The sequence below is a fragment of the Idiomarina baltica OS145 genome (assembly GCF_000152885.1).
Classification (GTDB): Bacteria; Pseudomonadota; Gammaproteobacteria; order Enterobacterales; family Alteromonadaceae; genus Idiomarina; species Idiomarina baltica.
The window spans coordinates 168,383-182,926 of record NZ_CH672408.1 but is presented as its reverse complement, the minus strand read 5'-3'; the positions used below and the strand labels follow the sequence as shown (position 1 = coordinate 182,926).

Here is a 14,544-nt window from a genome sequence, read left to right as displayed (position 1 = left end):
CCCGTTACGCCTTGCGGCAAGATCATAGGTTGGCCAGGGCTTGATAGCATGGCACCCATCGGGAGCGAATCAGTCAATGCGTTATCTTCACTCCAGTAACTATTGAGCCACGGCGACAACCAAATCTCCACCGCATCTCGCCACGCCGGTTCAACATCGAGCATTTCCGGCATGCTACGCAAGTCGTTATCCTGCGCCCATTGTCGGACATACTCATTGACGCTGCCATCCTCGCCTGCAAGCCACTCTCGTAACAGTTCAGCACGCGTTTGCTGACTGTGCTGTTCGCGCTGCAAGCCTTGTAATTGTTCTCGGTGCGCTTGCAATGCGTGTTGTGCTGCTTCATAAGATTGCGTCGCGGTCGCTAAGTCTGACTCACTCTGATTCAGTTGCGTACGGATATCGGCTAATTTTTCTTGCTGTTCCGCAATACCAATGGCTTGTATTTGTTGAGTCACTTGCACGCGTTGTTCTTCAAGGTCTGTTAAAGCTTCACGACTGTGGCTTATGGTGTGTTCAGATTGTTGCAACGCCAATTCATTGCGCTGTCTTTGCTGCTCAACCTCACGCATTTGACGTCGCGTTTGTTCTTCATCATGTTCGACGCGCTGAAGTTGCTCACGGGCTTCGTCGTGGCGTGTTGTAGCCATTTCCAATTGCGCTTCAAGTTGCTCTAAGCCGGGCTCAAGCTCCGCGATTTTCTGCGCCAAGCGTTCGGCACTTTGGCTGTCTTCCGCATCATGTTCGGTCAATTGTTCACGTTCTTGCTTTAACTGCGCAACACGTGCTTCCCGCTGCTGTTCAAGTTGGCGTTGATGCTGCATCGCCTGTTCAATGCGCATGATCTGATGATTACATTCATACACTGCCTGTTGTGCCTGTTCGACTCGCTGTTTAAGCTCCTCAGCGTGTTCACGTAGCGAGATGACGCCTTTTTCATCACCTGTTTGCTCGGTTTGCCAGCGATCGAGCTCCAAACGATAATGGCTGCGTTGCTCTCGCAATTGGTTTTGCTTTTCGTTTAACTGCCACCAACGACTACTTAAAAGCAGTGCTCGTAAATCGCGCTCTTGTGCTTTAAGTTCTTTATAGCGATGCGCGGCGGCGGCTTGACGTTGCAATTTTTGCAATTGCTGACCGAGTTCTTCGCGCACATCGCTGATCCGCTCGAGATTTTCTCGAGTGTGTAACATGCGATTTTCGGTTTCCTTACGGCGCTCTTTGTATTTTGAAATACCTGCCGCTTCCTCGATAAAGATACGAAGCTCTTGCGGTTTCGACTCGATGAGTCGAGAGATCATGCCCTGTTCAATAATGGCATAACTGCGTGGACCCAAGCCGGTACCAAGAAATAAATCCGTGATATCTCGTCGCCGACACTTGCTGTTGTTGAGGAAGTAATTTGACTGACCATCACGCGTCACTTGCCGCTTGACCGAAATCTCATTATAGGAAGCGAACTCGCCTTGAATGCGACCACTGGTATTATCAAAGACCAGTTCAACACTCGCTTGAGAGACAGGCTTCCGCGCTTGCGAACCGTTAAAAATCACGTCGGTCATCGCATCACCGCGCAAGTTTTTAGCGGAGCTCTCGCCCAGCACCCAACGCACCGCATCAATCACGTTTGATTTGCCGCAGCCATTGGGGCCAACAACACACGTCATTTGATCGGGAAAAGGGACTTTGGTGGCATCGACAAACGATTTAAATCCAGCCAGTTTTATATGTTTCAGGCGCATCTTGTTATCGTTATATCCATCGCGCGAGTTCGTTTAAAGATGAGCTAGAAACTCTAGCAGATTCATTTGAGTTTTGTAACAATTTAGCCACTGCAAAACAGGCGTTTTAGCATTATCCTATAACTATACATCAACTCAACAAAGGTTACTCAATGCAAAAAGCAGTGTTCAGCGATTCGGGCTTCGCCTATTTGCTTCGTGGGTTTCAATTAATGACCACCAAAGGTCTTAAACGCTTCGTGCTGGGTCCAATCTTGATTAACTTCGTGTTATTTGCGGCCGCGTTTAGTTGGCTCATGAGTCGCACCAGTGATTGGATTGATCAGTTAATGGCGTGGCTACCAAGCTACTTCCAGTGGCTAGAGTATCTTATTTGGCCACTGACTGTTCTTTTTATACTGGGCTTATTTGCGTTTATTTTTACCGCTATTACGAATATCATCGCCGCGCCTTTTAATGGCCTACTCGCCGAAAAGGTTGAACAATATGAGTCCGGTCAGCCATTAGGGGACGATGGCGTGATGGGATTAGTTAAGGATATTCCACGCACGGTTGGTCGTGAGTTCCAAAAACTCGCCTACTATCTGCCACGCGCCATTGGATTCTTTTTACTCTCACTGTTTGTACCGGTCATCGGTCAGGTCATCTGGTTTTTATGGGTATGCTGGATGCTTGCAATTCAGTATATGGATTATGCGTTTGACAATCATAAGCTCGATTTTGGTCGCATGCGCTTTGAGTTGCGCGCACAAAAGTTCCGTTCTCTGAGCTTTGGCATGGCGATCACAATCATTACCATGTTGCCGTTTATCAACTTGATCATCATGCCTGTCGCAATTGCTGGAGCGACGTCCATGTGGGTCGATCACTACCGGGTTAAAGCGTTAAATTCAGACGTGTGATAGCACGTTTTGCGTCTGTTTTGCAGATTGCGGCTTCGCCAAAATAGCTAACACGTTATTACGGAGTCGCAATCTATGAACAGCAATACTTTATATGCATATCTGTACCTGCCCGAAAACAATATCATGCTAATAAGCACATCACTGTCCTCACTATCAACGCGTAAAAGTCGGGCGAAAATTGCCGATGCGCAAAAATGGCTACGTCAATTCGAGGTCACTGACCAACAGCGTTTCAAATGCGCTATTGAGTTGCTTAAAAACAGCTCTACTCCTCATGGAATATGTTTGCGCTTGCAATTAAATGGCTTACAACACGTCTTAATGCCCGTCGTTTTGCAGCGCCAATTATGGATTTGTGGGCAGGTCAGTATTAATCATCCCCGTCCGCCTCACTTTCAACGGATTTGTGCAGCGTCGTTGCACTGAGTTGTTTGCTTGTTTGCACCCCCATCGTGCGAAACTTTTCAACCCGAGTGAGTAAGTTGCCACGCCCTTGACTGAGCTTTTTCATCGCATCTTGATAGCGTTGTTCAAGGGTTTGAATTCCTGCTCCTATCTTGTCTAAATCCTCAACAAAGCCAACGAATTTATCGTATAGCTTGCCAGCCTCCGCAGCGATATGCTGAGCGTTTTGGTTTTGGTGTTCGTACTGCCAGATATTGTGAATAGTACGTAAAGCAACGAGTAAATTAGTTGGACTCACCAACATAATTTGTTCATCAAGCGCCAGCTTAATTAATTCAGGATCTTTGTCCACGGCAAGCAAAAATGCTGGCTCAATCGGCACGAATAGCAATACATAATCGAGCGTTTTGATACCTTGTAGCTGCTGATAATTTTTTTTGCCCAATTGCTTAATATGCTGTCTTAGGGACTGAACGTGTTCATTAAGCGCGCTCTTACGTACCGCTTCATCATCACTATTAAAATAGCGCTCATAAGCCGATAAACTGACCTTTGAGTCAATGACCACATCGCGCTCATTGGGTAAGTGAACGATGACATCAGGGCGAAACCGTTTGCCGTCATCATCAGCCAATGATGACTGCGTATCGTACTCGTGACCTTCCCTTAATCCTGACTGCTGAAGAATACGTTCAAGTACCACCTCACCCCAGTTACCTTGATGTTTATTATCACCTTTTAGAGCTCGCGTTAACGCATCGGCCTCTTGCGCCATTTGTTGATTCAAGGTCTTGAGCGACAATAATTCACTGCGTAATGCGGCTCGTTCTTTAGTTTCATCGCTATGCTGTTGTTGCACCTGCTGTTTAAAGCTTTCTAGCTGCTGCTTAAAAGGCGCTAAAGTCGCTTGTAAACTTTGCTGATGCTGTTGCTGCATTTGATTAGAACGTTGTTCGAATATACGGTTCGCGAGGTTCTCAAACTGCTGCGACATACGTTGCTCAGCCGCTTCGAGTGTGCGTAACTTATCCTCGCTCGCACGACGCTCTTGTGCAGCGGTCGCTCTTAAGGTTTGCCATTGCGACTCGGTATAGTGTAGGCGTTCGCGAAGTTGCTCAAGTTGCTCTATCTGATTATCCACCGTCTGCTGCAATGACTCAACACGCCTCGCATGGGTGCGCCAGAGTACAGCAAATGTGACACTGGTTAAGGTGGCTACAAACAAAAGCACCACCCAAATGGTGGTGCTCATAGTCATCATGTCGTTCAACACGATTTATGCTCCTAGCTTTTCATCAAGCTCTGCAATTTTAACCTTCCAAATCGCAGGACCCTGCTCGTGCGCATTGTGACCGTCACTATCGACCGCCACTGTCACAGGCATATCCTCGACTTCAAATTCATAGATCGCTTCCATACCTAAATCTTCAAAGCCTACAACACGCGCTTTCTTGATCGCTTTAGCCACCAAGTATGCAGCACCACCGACAGCCATAAGATAAACCGCTTTATGCTTGCGTATACTTTCAACCGCTTCGGGACCACGCTCCGCTTTACCGATCATTCCAATAATACCGGCCTCTTCGAGCATCATATCGGTAAACTTATCCATTCGAGTTGATGTCGTTGGACCCGCCGGACCGACAACCTCTTCACCAACAGGATCAACAGGACCAACGTAGTAAATAAAGCGATTGTTAAAGTCGACGGGCAGTTCTTCGCCATTAGCAAGCATCTCTTTAATGCGCTTATGAGCAGCATCACGTCCGGTCAAGAGTTTACCCGACAACAAGACCGTCTCCCCCATTTTCCACTCTTGGATGTCTTCCTTTGTGACCTCATCCAAATTCACACGGCGCGCATCATCACCCAGTTCGAACGTCACTTGCGGCCAGTCTTCTAATTTTGGTGGCGTTAAGTCCGCAGGACCCGAGCCATCAAGCGTAAAGTGCGCATGACGTGTGGCAGCACAGTTTGGAATTAAAGTGACAGGTTTGGATGCTGCGTGAGTTGGCAGTGATTTGATTTTCACATCCAATACTGTGGTCACACCACCCAAACCCTGTGCGCCAATACCTAATGCGTTAACTCGATTAAAAATCTCTAAACGTAGCTCTTCCTCAGCGTTCTGTGGACCACGTTCGATAAGCTCATGGATATCTACCGGATCCATCAGTGACTCTTTTGCTAGCACCGCTGATTTCTCCGCGGTACCGCCGACGCCGATACCCAGCATCCCCGGTGGACACCAACCCGCGCCTAGCTTTGGTAAGGTTTCAACAACCCAATCCGCAATCGAATCGCTCGGATTAAGCATCGCCATTTTCGACTTATTTTCTGAACCGCCACCTTTGGCTGCAATCATCACTTCGATTTTATCACCTGGCACCATATCTAAGTGCACTACCGCAGGCGTGTTGTCACCTGTATTTTTTCGCGTACCGGCGGGATCGGCAACGATGGATGCACGTAACGGGTTTTCAGGATTCGTGTAAGCACGGCGAGTTCCCTCATCAACCATTTGCTGCACGGTCATATCGGTCTTATCCCATTGAACACCCATTCCGACTTTGACAAAACAGGTCACGATACCGGTATCTTGGCAAATCGGGCGGTGCCCTTGCGCAGACATACGCGAGTTCGTCAGCACTTGCGCGATGGCGTTTTTCGCCGCCTCACTCTTCTCACGCTGATACGCTTCATCAAGCGCTTGAATAAAGTCGATAGGATGGTAATAGGAAATGTACTGCAATGAGTCTGCAATACTGTCGATAAAATCACTTTGACGAATGATGGCCATTCACTGCACCTCAGCTTAGCTATGATATTAATACCGCCGCAAACAGGCATTTACACGGCAGAATAGTGCCGTTCATAATAGCGTTTTCAAATCGCCATGACTAGAGATGATTGGGTTAATGCCTATGGTATACTGCGTCTAAAACGACGATAAGCCGTAAACTTTTGGGGTAAACGACACTGTGCAACTGACACTTCGTGAACTAATTGATCATCGGGTCCCAAGCCAATCTTCTCGAGCAGAGGACTGGGACTTTTGGGTACAACAACGCTTTGCTTCGATACAGCACCAAGAGTATAGTCTTTGGCTAGATTCCGCTGCTTTTGACCACCCCAATAGTCGTTATCATATTCTCCTCAAGCAGCCCGAGTACGTCTTAACAGCACGAGGTCAGGCTACAACGTTAACTCGAACATCTGAGCAGAGCCCTTTGGATCTGAGCTGCTCAGCAGACAACTTTATTTCTGCCGCCAGTCAAATTCATGATCAGTTGGGTAGGCAAATACAACTTGATGGCGACGCCGATAGACTCCCCTTTTGCGGAGGTCTTGCTGGTTTGATGGGTTACGACCTTGGCCGTCAATTAGAACGGCTGCCTGACGTTAATCCAGATGAGTATGAGACTAACGATGCTGTATTTGGTATTTATCTCAATGCCCTAATCATCGATAAGCTGGAAAAACGCGTGTTTCTTCTAGCCCCTACAAACACCTTTAATGAACGCCAATCGCAATGGTTAGAGCAGTCAGCGTGCTCAACTGAGCCATTTAAGCTGACCAGCGAATGGCAAAGCAATATGTCTGCCGACGATTACCTCAGCCGGTTTAATGCAGTGAAAAACTATCTTGCGGCCGGAGACTGTTATCAGATTAATCTCGCACAACGCTTCAGCGCTCATTACCAAGGTGCGGAGTGGCTCGCCTACCTTAAATTGAGAGCAAGCAACCGCGCACCATTCAGTGCATTCATGCGCTTACCGACAAGCTGTTTACTGAGTGTGTCGCCTGAGCGATTTATTTCTGTTTCAGCACAAGGTCAAGTCGAGACTAAGCCCATCAAAGGTACGCGTCCACGGAGTCATTTAGCAGAGCAAGATGAAGCCAATCGCTTAGCGCTGATTAACGCTGAAAAAGATCGTGCTGAAAATCTGATGATTGTCGACCTACTGCGAAATGACCTGAGTAAACATTGCCAACCTCATTCAGTCGATGTGCCAAAGTTATTTGCCGTTGAGAGCTTTCCTGCCGTCCATCACCTAGTCTCTACCGTGGTAGGTCAGTTAAATCCGCACAGCGACACCTTCCATTTATGGGGCGGCGCTTTTCCCGGGGGCTCGATCACAGGCGCACCCAAAGTTCGCGCAATGGAGATCATCGAAGAGCTTGAACCTAATCGTCGAAATGCGTATTGCGGCTCAATTGGATTCGTATCAGTAAACGGTAACAGCGATAGCAGTATTACCATTCGGACCTTAGTTGCTGAACGCGGGATCATATATTGCTGGGCGGGCGGCGGGCTCGTGTACGATTCGAAGGGAGAGGAAGAGTACCAAGAAACATTTGATAAAGTTGCGCGCATTTTGCCAACGTTGGAGACGACCGATGATTAAAACGCGCGCCGAATTCTTGCGCCGCTTCAACTTACAGCCGTCCCCTAAGATCGAGCGTCGAGTAGATAACGTGCTGAAGCAAAAGCTACGTCCTGCTGCTGTGATGATTGTATTAGTTGAACGACCTCATGGCTTATCGTTGCTACTCACGCAGCGTGCCAAAACGTTACGTAAACATGCCGGCCAGATTAGCTTCCCCGGTGGACGTTTCGATCAGTCGGATCGTAACTTACTCGAAACGGCACTACGCGAAACTGAAGAGGAAATTGGTTTAAGTCGGAGTGACATCGAAGTTATTGGTCGTTTACAAGATTATCCGGTACTGAGTTATTACAATATTCGTCCTTTCATCGGGTTTGCGTGCATCCACCACGAGCTCAAGCGGCAACCCAGTGAAGTCGCCGAAATTTTTGAAGTCCCACTTGCCGACATCCTCGATCCCTATAATCATTATGCTTATCGTATTCGGAAGTTTATCTACGACCGTATTTACTTTATTCCATGGCAACATCGCAATATATGGGGCGCCACTGCGGGCATTCTTCGTGAACTCGCCGAGCACTTGCAACCTGAACTGAAACAACAGGTAAGTCCACTCAATTAGCGATTAACCAAAGTAGTTAAGCTATACTCGCGAAATCTATATTATTCCGCAATTTTACTTGCCATACCGGGTGGCAAGCATGCGACAATAGGTATAATTTCTCGAATTAACCAAATGGGTCAGATGTATGATCAGTGTTTTTGATATCTATAAAATAGGAATCGGTCCATCGAGCTCTCACACGGTAGGGCCAATGAAGGCTGCCTATTACTTTTTAGAGGCTGCAAAAGAGAACGGTGTTCTTTCCGACGCTGACGGTATAGAGGTCGAGCTATTTGGCTCTTTAGGTCAGACCGGCAAAGGTCATGGCACCGGTAAAGCGGTTATCTTAGGACTTGCGGGCGAGTTACCTGAAACGGTTGATACCGATAATGTTGAGAACTTTCTTGCAGAAACGCGTGAGAGCGAGAAACTCGTTTTATTGAAAGAGAAAGAAGTCCATTTTCCCAATGAAGGTGCGATTATTTTCCACCGCCGCAAGACGATGCCCAAACACGCGAATGCGATGGAATTAAGATTGCTAAAAGACGGTGAGGTTATTTATAAAGACCTCTATTATTCGATTGGTGGTGGTTTCATCGTACGTGATGAAGATTTCGACGAAACACTAGAGGAAGCGATTGAGCAGTCTGATAAGCCGATCCCTTACCCATTTGATACTGCTGCTGAGTTGCTTCAGCATACCAAAGATACCGGTATGCGCATCAGCTCTCTGATGATGGCCAATGAAAAAGTCTTTAGAACCGAAGACGAAATCCGCTCAGGCCTGATGAAGATCTGGCGTACCATGCAACAAAGCATCGAAAACGGTATCAACACTGAAGGTATTCTTCCCGGTGGGTTGAAGGTCAGACGACGGGCTTCCTGCCTATACCAACGTTTGAAAAAGGAAAAATCGACCGAACCTATGCAGTTTATGGATTGGGTCGACTTATTTGCTTTGGCTGTGAATGAGGAGAATGCTGCTGGTGGTCGTATCGTAACTGCACCCACCAATGGCGCGGCTGGTATTGTGCCCGCGGTAATGAGCTACGCCGATAAGTTCATCGAAACCCTAGATGAAGATTCTGTCGTTCGATTTTTGTTGACATCAGCTGCGATTGGCATTTTATACAAGAAAAACGCCTCGATCTCGGGTGCCGAAGTCGGCTGCCAAGGTGAAGTCGGAGTCGCCTGTTCAATGGCTGCCGCAGGTCTTGCAGAATACATGGGGGGCTCTGCCCTAACCGTCGAAAATGCTGCGGAAATTGGCATGGAGCATAATTTAGGACTGACCTGTGACCCTGTTGGAGGTTTAGTGCAAGTGCCGTGCATCGAACGCAATGCGATGGGCGCGATTAAAGCAATCAATGCTGCTCGTCTTGCAATGCGCGGTACCGGTGATCACAAGGTCTCGCTCGATAAAGTCATCAAGACTATGTGGGAAACGGGCAACGACATGAAAACGAAGTATAAAGAAACTGCTCGTGGTGGCTTAGCGGTTAACATCATCGAATGCTAACCGCGCTGGCTATCGAGTTACCGGCTTATAAGGTCGGTAACTCGATATCCGAAAATAACTTCTCAATTTCCTCATGACTGCGTAACTGCATTGCTTCCTCAACCCTTGATTTGGTCAAATGCGGCGCAAAGTTCTCAATAAAGTCAAACATATAAGTCCGCAAAAACGATCCTCGGCGGAACCCAATCTTGGTTGTGCTCGGCTCAAATAAATGAGCTGCTGGTAACGCGACGAGATCAGTATCTTCTTCAGCGTCATACGCCATAGTCGCCACCACACCAATACCGATTCCCATGCGTACGTACGTTTTTATCACATCAGCATCTGTGGCAGTGAAAACAATCTGTGGCTCTTCTCCTGCCGCATTAAATGCTTTATCAAGCTCTGAACGGCCAGTAAACCCATGCACGTAAGTCACGATAGGATGCTGCGCAATATCTTGAATCGACAACTTATCAATCTGAACCAGCGGGTGGTCTTTGGGCACGATGATGGAGCGATTCCAATGATAACAAGGCAACATGATCAAATCTTGATAGAGATGCAGTGCTTCGGTCGCGATGGCAAAATCGGCTTTTCCTTTAGCCGCTGCTTCACTGATTTGAGTAGGTGAGCCTTGGTGCATATGCAATGATACTTTCGGATATTGCTCAATAAACCGCTTAATAACCTTAGGCAGTGCATACCGGGCTTGGGTATGCGTCGTCGCAATATTTAATTTACCGCAATCAGGTTGCGTATGTTCAGCGGCCACGGCTTTGATTGCCTGCACTTGCTCGAGCACCTGCTGAGCAATATGTATCACCTCTTGACCTGCGGGCGTCACATGGGTCAGGTGTTTACCGGTGCGGCCAAAAATCTGTACGCCTAATTCATCCTCAAGCATTCTTACTTGCTTACTGATACCTGGCTGTGAGGTAAACAGACTTTCCGCCGTCGATGAGACATTCAGATTGTGATTGAGAACTTCGACAATATAACGTAATTGCTGTAACTTCATATAAGCAGACCTTATTTGCTGCCGTTTAATATGAAAAAATCATATATTAAATTTGAATCCTATGCCAAATGCATTCTGCAATAATCGATAGAGGCTAACATGTCTAAACCGTCCATTGATTTTTCCACGCTGCTAGCCGTTTCCGTGCATGACATGAAAAACTCATTAGGACTACTTGTACAACAACTGCAAGATATCTCCTACAAGGTGAACGATGCAGCGACACAGAACGAATTGGCGCATATGCATTACGAGGCACAACGCATCAATACCAATCTCGTTCACTTACTGGCTTTGTATCGTCAGCAAGATGCTTGGCATATCGAAAGCGAACAAGTCTACGTAGACGAAATTATCGAAGAACTGGTCATGAATAATCGTTTTTATAGCCAACACAAAGCAATCGAGGTCGACGTTAAATTACCTGAGGATATTTACTTTTATGGCGATCGAAGCTTGATTACGCAGGTTCTGAATGATGTTGTCATTAATGCTATGCGCTACACCGCCGATAAGCTTATTATAAAGGCGCAACGTGTTGCAGAACGTGGCTGTTCTATTACGATAGAGGACAATGGTCCGGGATACCCGGAATCTTTGCTAGTACTGAACGAACTATCGGCACGTTATTTAGACATGGAAGGAAGTCGCACAGGACTCGGACTCTATTTCGCTAGGCTTATCGCCCAGGCACACGAGTACAAAGGACAGCAAGGATATATTAAACTAGAAAACTCTAGCTCGTTAGGCGGCAGCCGTTTTACCTTACACCTGCCCTAGCAGTATTAAATGGTAGCGACAGACTCAAATTATGGTTTACACAATAATAATATCGTTGATCATTCTACTCGTACTGATGGCCATTATGATCAGTGCTGTACAGCAGTATCGACAAAAACAAAATTTAGAACGCAGACAGCGTTATGCCAAGTTTCGCGCAATACTTGATCAGGTTGAAGATCTCATCAACATCACGGGTTATTTCCCGGTTGGGCGTTCCGTCTATGCGCTATTGAATTCGCGCGCCAAAGATTTACTCGTCAACATGAACGAAGTCATGCCGTCCGATGCTTTGAAAGACCGTATCCACGAATACGAAAACCGCATACAGGGTCTTGATGTTAATGACACATCGGTCATCTCTGATGATTTTGAATTGCCGCACAATGACAAGCAAATTATTGCCATGATCAATGCGCTTAAGCGCCTAAGAAGCGCATTACGCAGTGAACACGCAAAAGGCCGTGTTGACACACAAGTGTATAATATTGAGGATCAGCGCCTACAAAAGCTGCAATTAAAAATCAGTGTCGAGACGCTAATCAAGCGTGGTGAGAATGCTTATAATAGCAGTATGCTCGGTTCCGCACGGCAATATTACGAGAAGGCACTACGCACCATAGATGAGCATACTTACAGCGATGAGTACACTGAGCACCGCCACCAGCAAATTGAGGCGTCACTAGAACAAATCACCAACGAGTTGCGCGTCACCAATAAAAATGATGCTCGCAAACGAAAAAGCGACGAGCTCGAGGAATTATTTCAACCCAAGAAAAAGTGGTAATTCAGTATGTCAGATTGGAAAGACCAATTGTCACAAATGGTTTATAGCACCGATCAAGGCCGCATTAGTCCGGAGCCAGAAGCAGAAGAAGTGCCCGAAGGTGATGGAATTGTGCGTTTGCGACGCGAAACCAAAGGACGTAAGGGCAAGGGTGTCACACTGGTGACGGGTTTAGCTTTACCGCAGAATGAACTCAAACAAATGGCAAAAAAGCTAAAGCAACAGTGTGGCGTTGGTGGCTCAGTGAAAGAGTACGTTATTGAGCTTCAGGGTGACCAGCGTGATATCATTGAAAAATGGCTGACTAAACAAGGTTACCGTGTTAAACAAGCGGGCGGCTGAGCGAGTAGCTAACGTAAAGCAGCGTGCCGCCGTCACGCCACTCAACTTTGTCGGCGACTTGATTAATAAGGTTAATCCCGCGACCATAAGTGTCATCGTTTTCAATCGTTGTCGACCTATCACAGCGACCATCAAAACGATGTTCGCTGTTTGACGACAACGTAAAGGCAAGCCTATTTAAGTTGGGCTCATAATTGATGTCAAAATAAATTTCTAGCCCCTGTAACTGCTCAATACGTGACTGCCGCTCTTCGTAGTATCTCTCAAAGCCTTCTTCGTGTTTTAACTCAGACTGCATCCCTAAGACTGAGTGTTCCAGTAAATTGTTGAAGCTTTCAGCAAACAATAAGTAAAGCGATGTTTTATGAGGCTGTAAAGCATCGAGTTTAGCGAGCGAATCCACCATACTTTGCATCGGGTCGCGATCACGGACATCGTACTCGGTCAGCGTGACGCGAAGAGAAAACGGCAGGTGGTACCCCTTTATTGATCTTGCTTGAGGCTCTAGACCCGTTGGCTGACATTGGAGACAGACCAAAGATAAGTCATCGTTCAGTGATGCGTTGCCTGTGAAGTCGTCTATACGTTGCACGATGGCATTAAATTGAACTTCCGAGCAGTCGCTATCCAGCATTTCGGTAACCCAGTTCGCAAATCGCTCTTCACCTATCATTTGATTCTTGTGATTGCAGGCTTCCACTACGCCATCACTGAACATGACCAATCGCTGACCGGGGCTTAGGAAATAATGTTCTAACTGACTATTAAACTCGCTGCGAGAAAGGATACCCAGTGCCATATGCTGGGGTTTAATACGATGCGCCAAGCGCCCTTGCGCATCAAGAAGAAGTGCGTCCGGCATGCCACCATTCCAGCAACTTATTCGGTCACCATTTGCCGACATTTCTACCACTATAGCTGCACAAAACATATCGTCCGGCAACACTTTGTAGAGTCGATTATTAAATTCGGTCGCCATATCGCCAACCGATAGCCCACGTTCAGCCATGCTAAAAAATGCCTGAGCAACGGGTAACGCGCCGGTGGCCGGCGCTAAACCATGACCAGTAAAGTCGCCCAAGAAGATATAATAGTTTCCAAACGGCCCCTTACGTCCTAAACACACATCGCCGTTAAAATCACTGGTGGCACGCAGATAACTTTTAACGAACGAATAATTGAGTTGATTATCCGCCAGTGCGTTTTCAAGCATGTGTTGTACCACATTTTGCTCGCGCTCCATACGCGCTGTGTGCCATGCTAACGCGCGGTTCTTCTCAACAATGGAATAACTTAGCTCTCGCACCCGTGCATGGGCATTCACTTTAGCTTGAAGCACTACAGGCTCAAACGGGATACTTAAAAAGTCATCACCGCCCACTTTTAGGCATTCTAAAAGTGTATCTTGGGAATCTAGAGCGGTGAGAAAAATGATCGGCAAGTGCACGTTACCAGACATGGCTTTGAGCCTCGGGGCTGTTTCAAAGCCGTCCATCTCTGGCATCATCACGTCAAGCAATATAAGTTGAGGCTGAACCTGCTCAAATAAGCCTAACGCCTCACGACCATTGCTAGCACATACCACTTCATGTCCGAACGACGTCAACAACCCCGTTAACATGATTTGGTTCGCCTTTTGGTCGTCGACAACAAGGATCTTCATTACGCAATCGTAAACATTTTCTCGAAACGTGAAATATCTAAAATGCGTTTTACTTCTGGCCGAGCATTGATTAGGTGTATTCCTTTGACCGTCGAACCAAGCGACTTTCTCATATTCAGGAGCATACCTAGTGCAGAGCTATCCAAGTACTCCGTTTCTCGCAAATCAATAATAACCAAAGGCTCGCTGTCGCCAATATGACTATAGGCCTGTCTAAACTCTTGCACCAAACCAAAGTCGAATTTACCCTTTATAGTGATAATCAACTGCTTTTGGTCCGCTGAAAACTCACGAGTGACGCTCATAACTTCCCCTTTTTAATTATTATTGCTCCTAGCATAACGTTTTTTAATTGAGTTTGCCGACTAAATCAAATACTCTTTTTAAAAATCTTAATAATAAATAA

At 46.8% G+C, this 14,544-nt stretch carries 13 protein-coding genes; 7 read left to right on the top strand and 6 right to left on the bottom strand.

Translation table 11 applies throughout. From position 1 onward, the window contains the following. Window positions 1-1,742, bottom strand: a 1,742-nt coding sequence (locus OS145_RS11470) for a chromosome segregation SMC family protein (RefSeq protein ID WP_006956663.1), incomplete at its 3' end; no start/stop codon positions are given. Between the two features lie 152 nt (window positions 1,743-1,894). Between OS145_RS11470 and cysZ the strand changes: the two genes are divergently transcribed. Beyond that, a complete protein-coding gene (cysZ, locus tag OS145_RS11465; protein WP_006956662.1) occupies window positions 1,895-2,644 on the top strand; it encodes a sulfate transporter CysZ in 750 nt (249 codons plus the stop codon). Window positions 2,645-3,017: 373 nt separating this feature from the next. Here cysZ and rmuC read toward each other — a convergent pair whose 3' ends face one another. Both rmuC and OS145_RS11455 read right to left on the bottom strand, forming a co-directional pair. Then, the gene (rmuC, locus tag OS145_RS11460; RefSeq protein ID WP_479723787.1) at window positions 3,018-4,304 is read right to left on the bottom strand and encodes a DNA recombination protein RmuC; all 1,287 of its coding nucleotides are present in this window, start codon (window positions 4,302-4,304) and stop codon (window positions 3,018-3,020) included. 24 nt (window positions 4,305-4,328) lie between these two features. Then, the gene (locus tag OS145_RS11455; protein ID WP_006956660.1) at window positions 4,329-5,852 is read right to left on the bottom strand and encodes a fumarate hydratase; all 1,524 of its coding nucleotides are present in this window, start codon (window positions 5,850-5,852) and stop codon (window positions 4,329-4,331) included. A 181-nt stretch (window positions 5,853-6,033) separates the two neighbouring features. Here OS145_RS11455 and pabB point away from each other — a divergent pair, with 181 nt between their 5' ends. The 3 genes from pabB to OS145_RS11440 all read left to right on the top strand — a co-directional run bounded on the left by pabB (window position 6,034) and on the right by OS145_RS11440 (window position 9,566). Further along, a complete protein-coding gene (pabB, locus tag OS145_RS11450; protein ID WP_006956658.1) occupies window positions 6,034-7,461 on the top strand; it encodes an aminodeoxychorismate synthase component I in 1,428 nt (475 codons plus the stop codon). After that, complete coding sequence (locus OS145_RS11445; protein ID WP_006956655.1) at window positions 7,454-8,065, top strand: CoA pyrophosphatase; 612 nt, start codon at window positions 7,454-7,456, stop codon at window positions 8,063-8,065. Before pabB ends, OS145_RS11445 begins: the two co-directional genes overlap by 8 nt. Window positions 8,066-8,192: 127 nt before the next feature. Beyond that, a complete protein-coding gene (locus tag OS145_RS11440) occupies window positions 8,193-9,566 on the top strand; it encodes an L-serine ammonia-lyase (RefSeq protein ID WP_040488140.1) in 1,374 nt (457 codons plus the stop codon). A gap of 25 nt (window positions 9,567-9,591) precedes the next feature. Here OS145_RS11440 and cysB read toward each other — a convergent pair whose 3' ends face one another. Then, window positions 9,592-10,566: an HTH-type transcriptional regulator CysB gene (gene cysB, locus OS145_RS11435; RefSeq protein ID WP_006956652.1), complete on the bottom strand. Its 975-nt coding sequence runs from the start codon at window positions 10,564-10,566 to the stop codon at window positions 9,592-9,594. A 99-nt stretch (window positions 10,567-10,665) separates the two neighbouring features. Between cysB and OS145_RS11430 the strand changes: the two genes are divergently transcribed. From OS145_RS11430 to yciH, 3 genes are read left to right on the top strand one after another with little or no spacing between them, the layout of a single operon-like run. Then, window positions 10,666-11,346 carry a sensor histidine kinase gene (locus OS145_RS11430; RefSeq protein WP_006956651.1) on the top strand — a complete coding sequence of 227 codons (681 nt, stop codon included), beginning with the start codon at window positions 10,666-10,668 and terminating at the stop codon, window positions 11,344-11,346. Between the two features lie 31 nt (window positions 11,347-11,377). Further along, window positions 11,378-12,133 (top strand): hypothetical protein, encoded by a 756-nt coding sequence (locus tag OS145_RS11425; protein WP_040488138.1) that lies wholly within the window; start codon window positions 11,378-11,380, stop codon window positions 12,131-12,133. A 6-nt stretch (window positions 12,134-12,139) separates the two neighbouring features. Then, window positions 12,140-12,475: a stress response translation initiation inhibitor YciH gene (gene yciH / locus OS145_RS11420; RefSeq protein WP_006956643.1), complete on the top strand. Its 336-nt coding sequence runs from the start codon at window positions 12,140-12,142 to the stop codon at window positions 12,473-12,475. Here the strand turns inward: yciH and OS145_RS11415 are convergent. Both OS145_RS11415 and OS145_RS11410 read right to left on the bottom strand, forming a co-directional pair. Further along, window positions 12,456-14,138: a PP2C family protein-serine/threonine phosphatase gene (locus tag OS145_RS11415; protein ID WP_006956641.1), complete on the bottom strand. Its 1,683-nt coding sequence runs from the start codon at window positions 14,136-14,138 to the stop codon at window positions 12,456-12,458. The two genes, yciH and OS145_RS11415, sit on opposite strands and share 20 nt — an antisense overlap. Then, on the bottom strand, window positions 14,138-14,443 hold the full coding sequence (locus tag OS145_RS11410) for an STAS domain-containing protein (RefSeq protein ID WP_006956639.1): 306 nt from the start codon (window positions 14,441-14,443) through the stop codon (window positions 14,138-14,140). The genes OS145_RS11415 and OS145_RS11410 overlap by 1 nt, the downstream gene beginning before the upstream one ends. Between the last annotated feature and the right edge of the window lie 101 nt (window positions 14,444-14,544).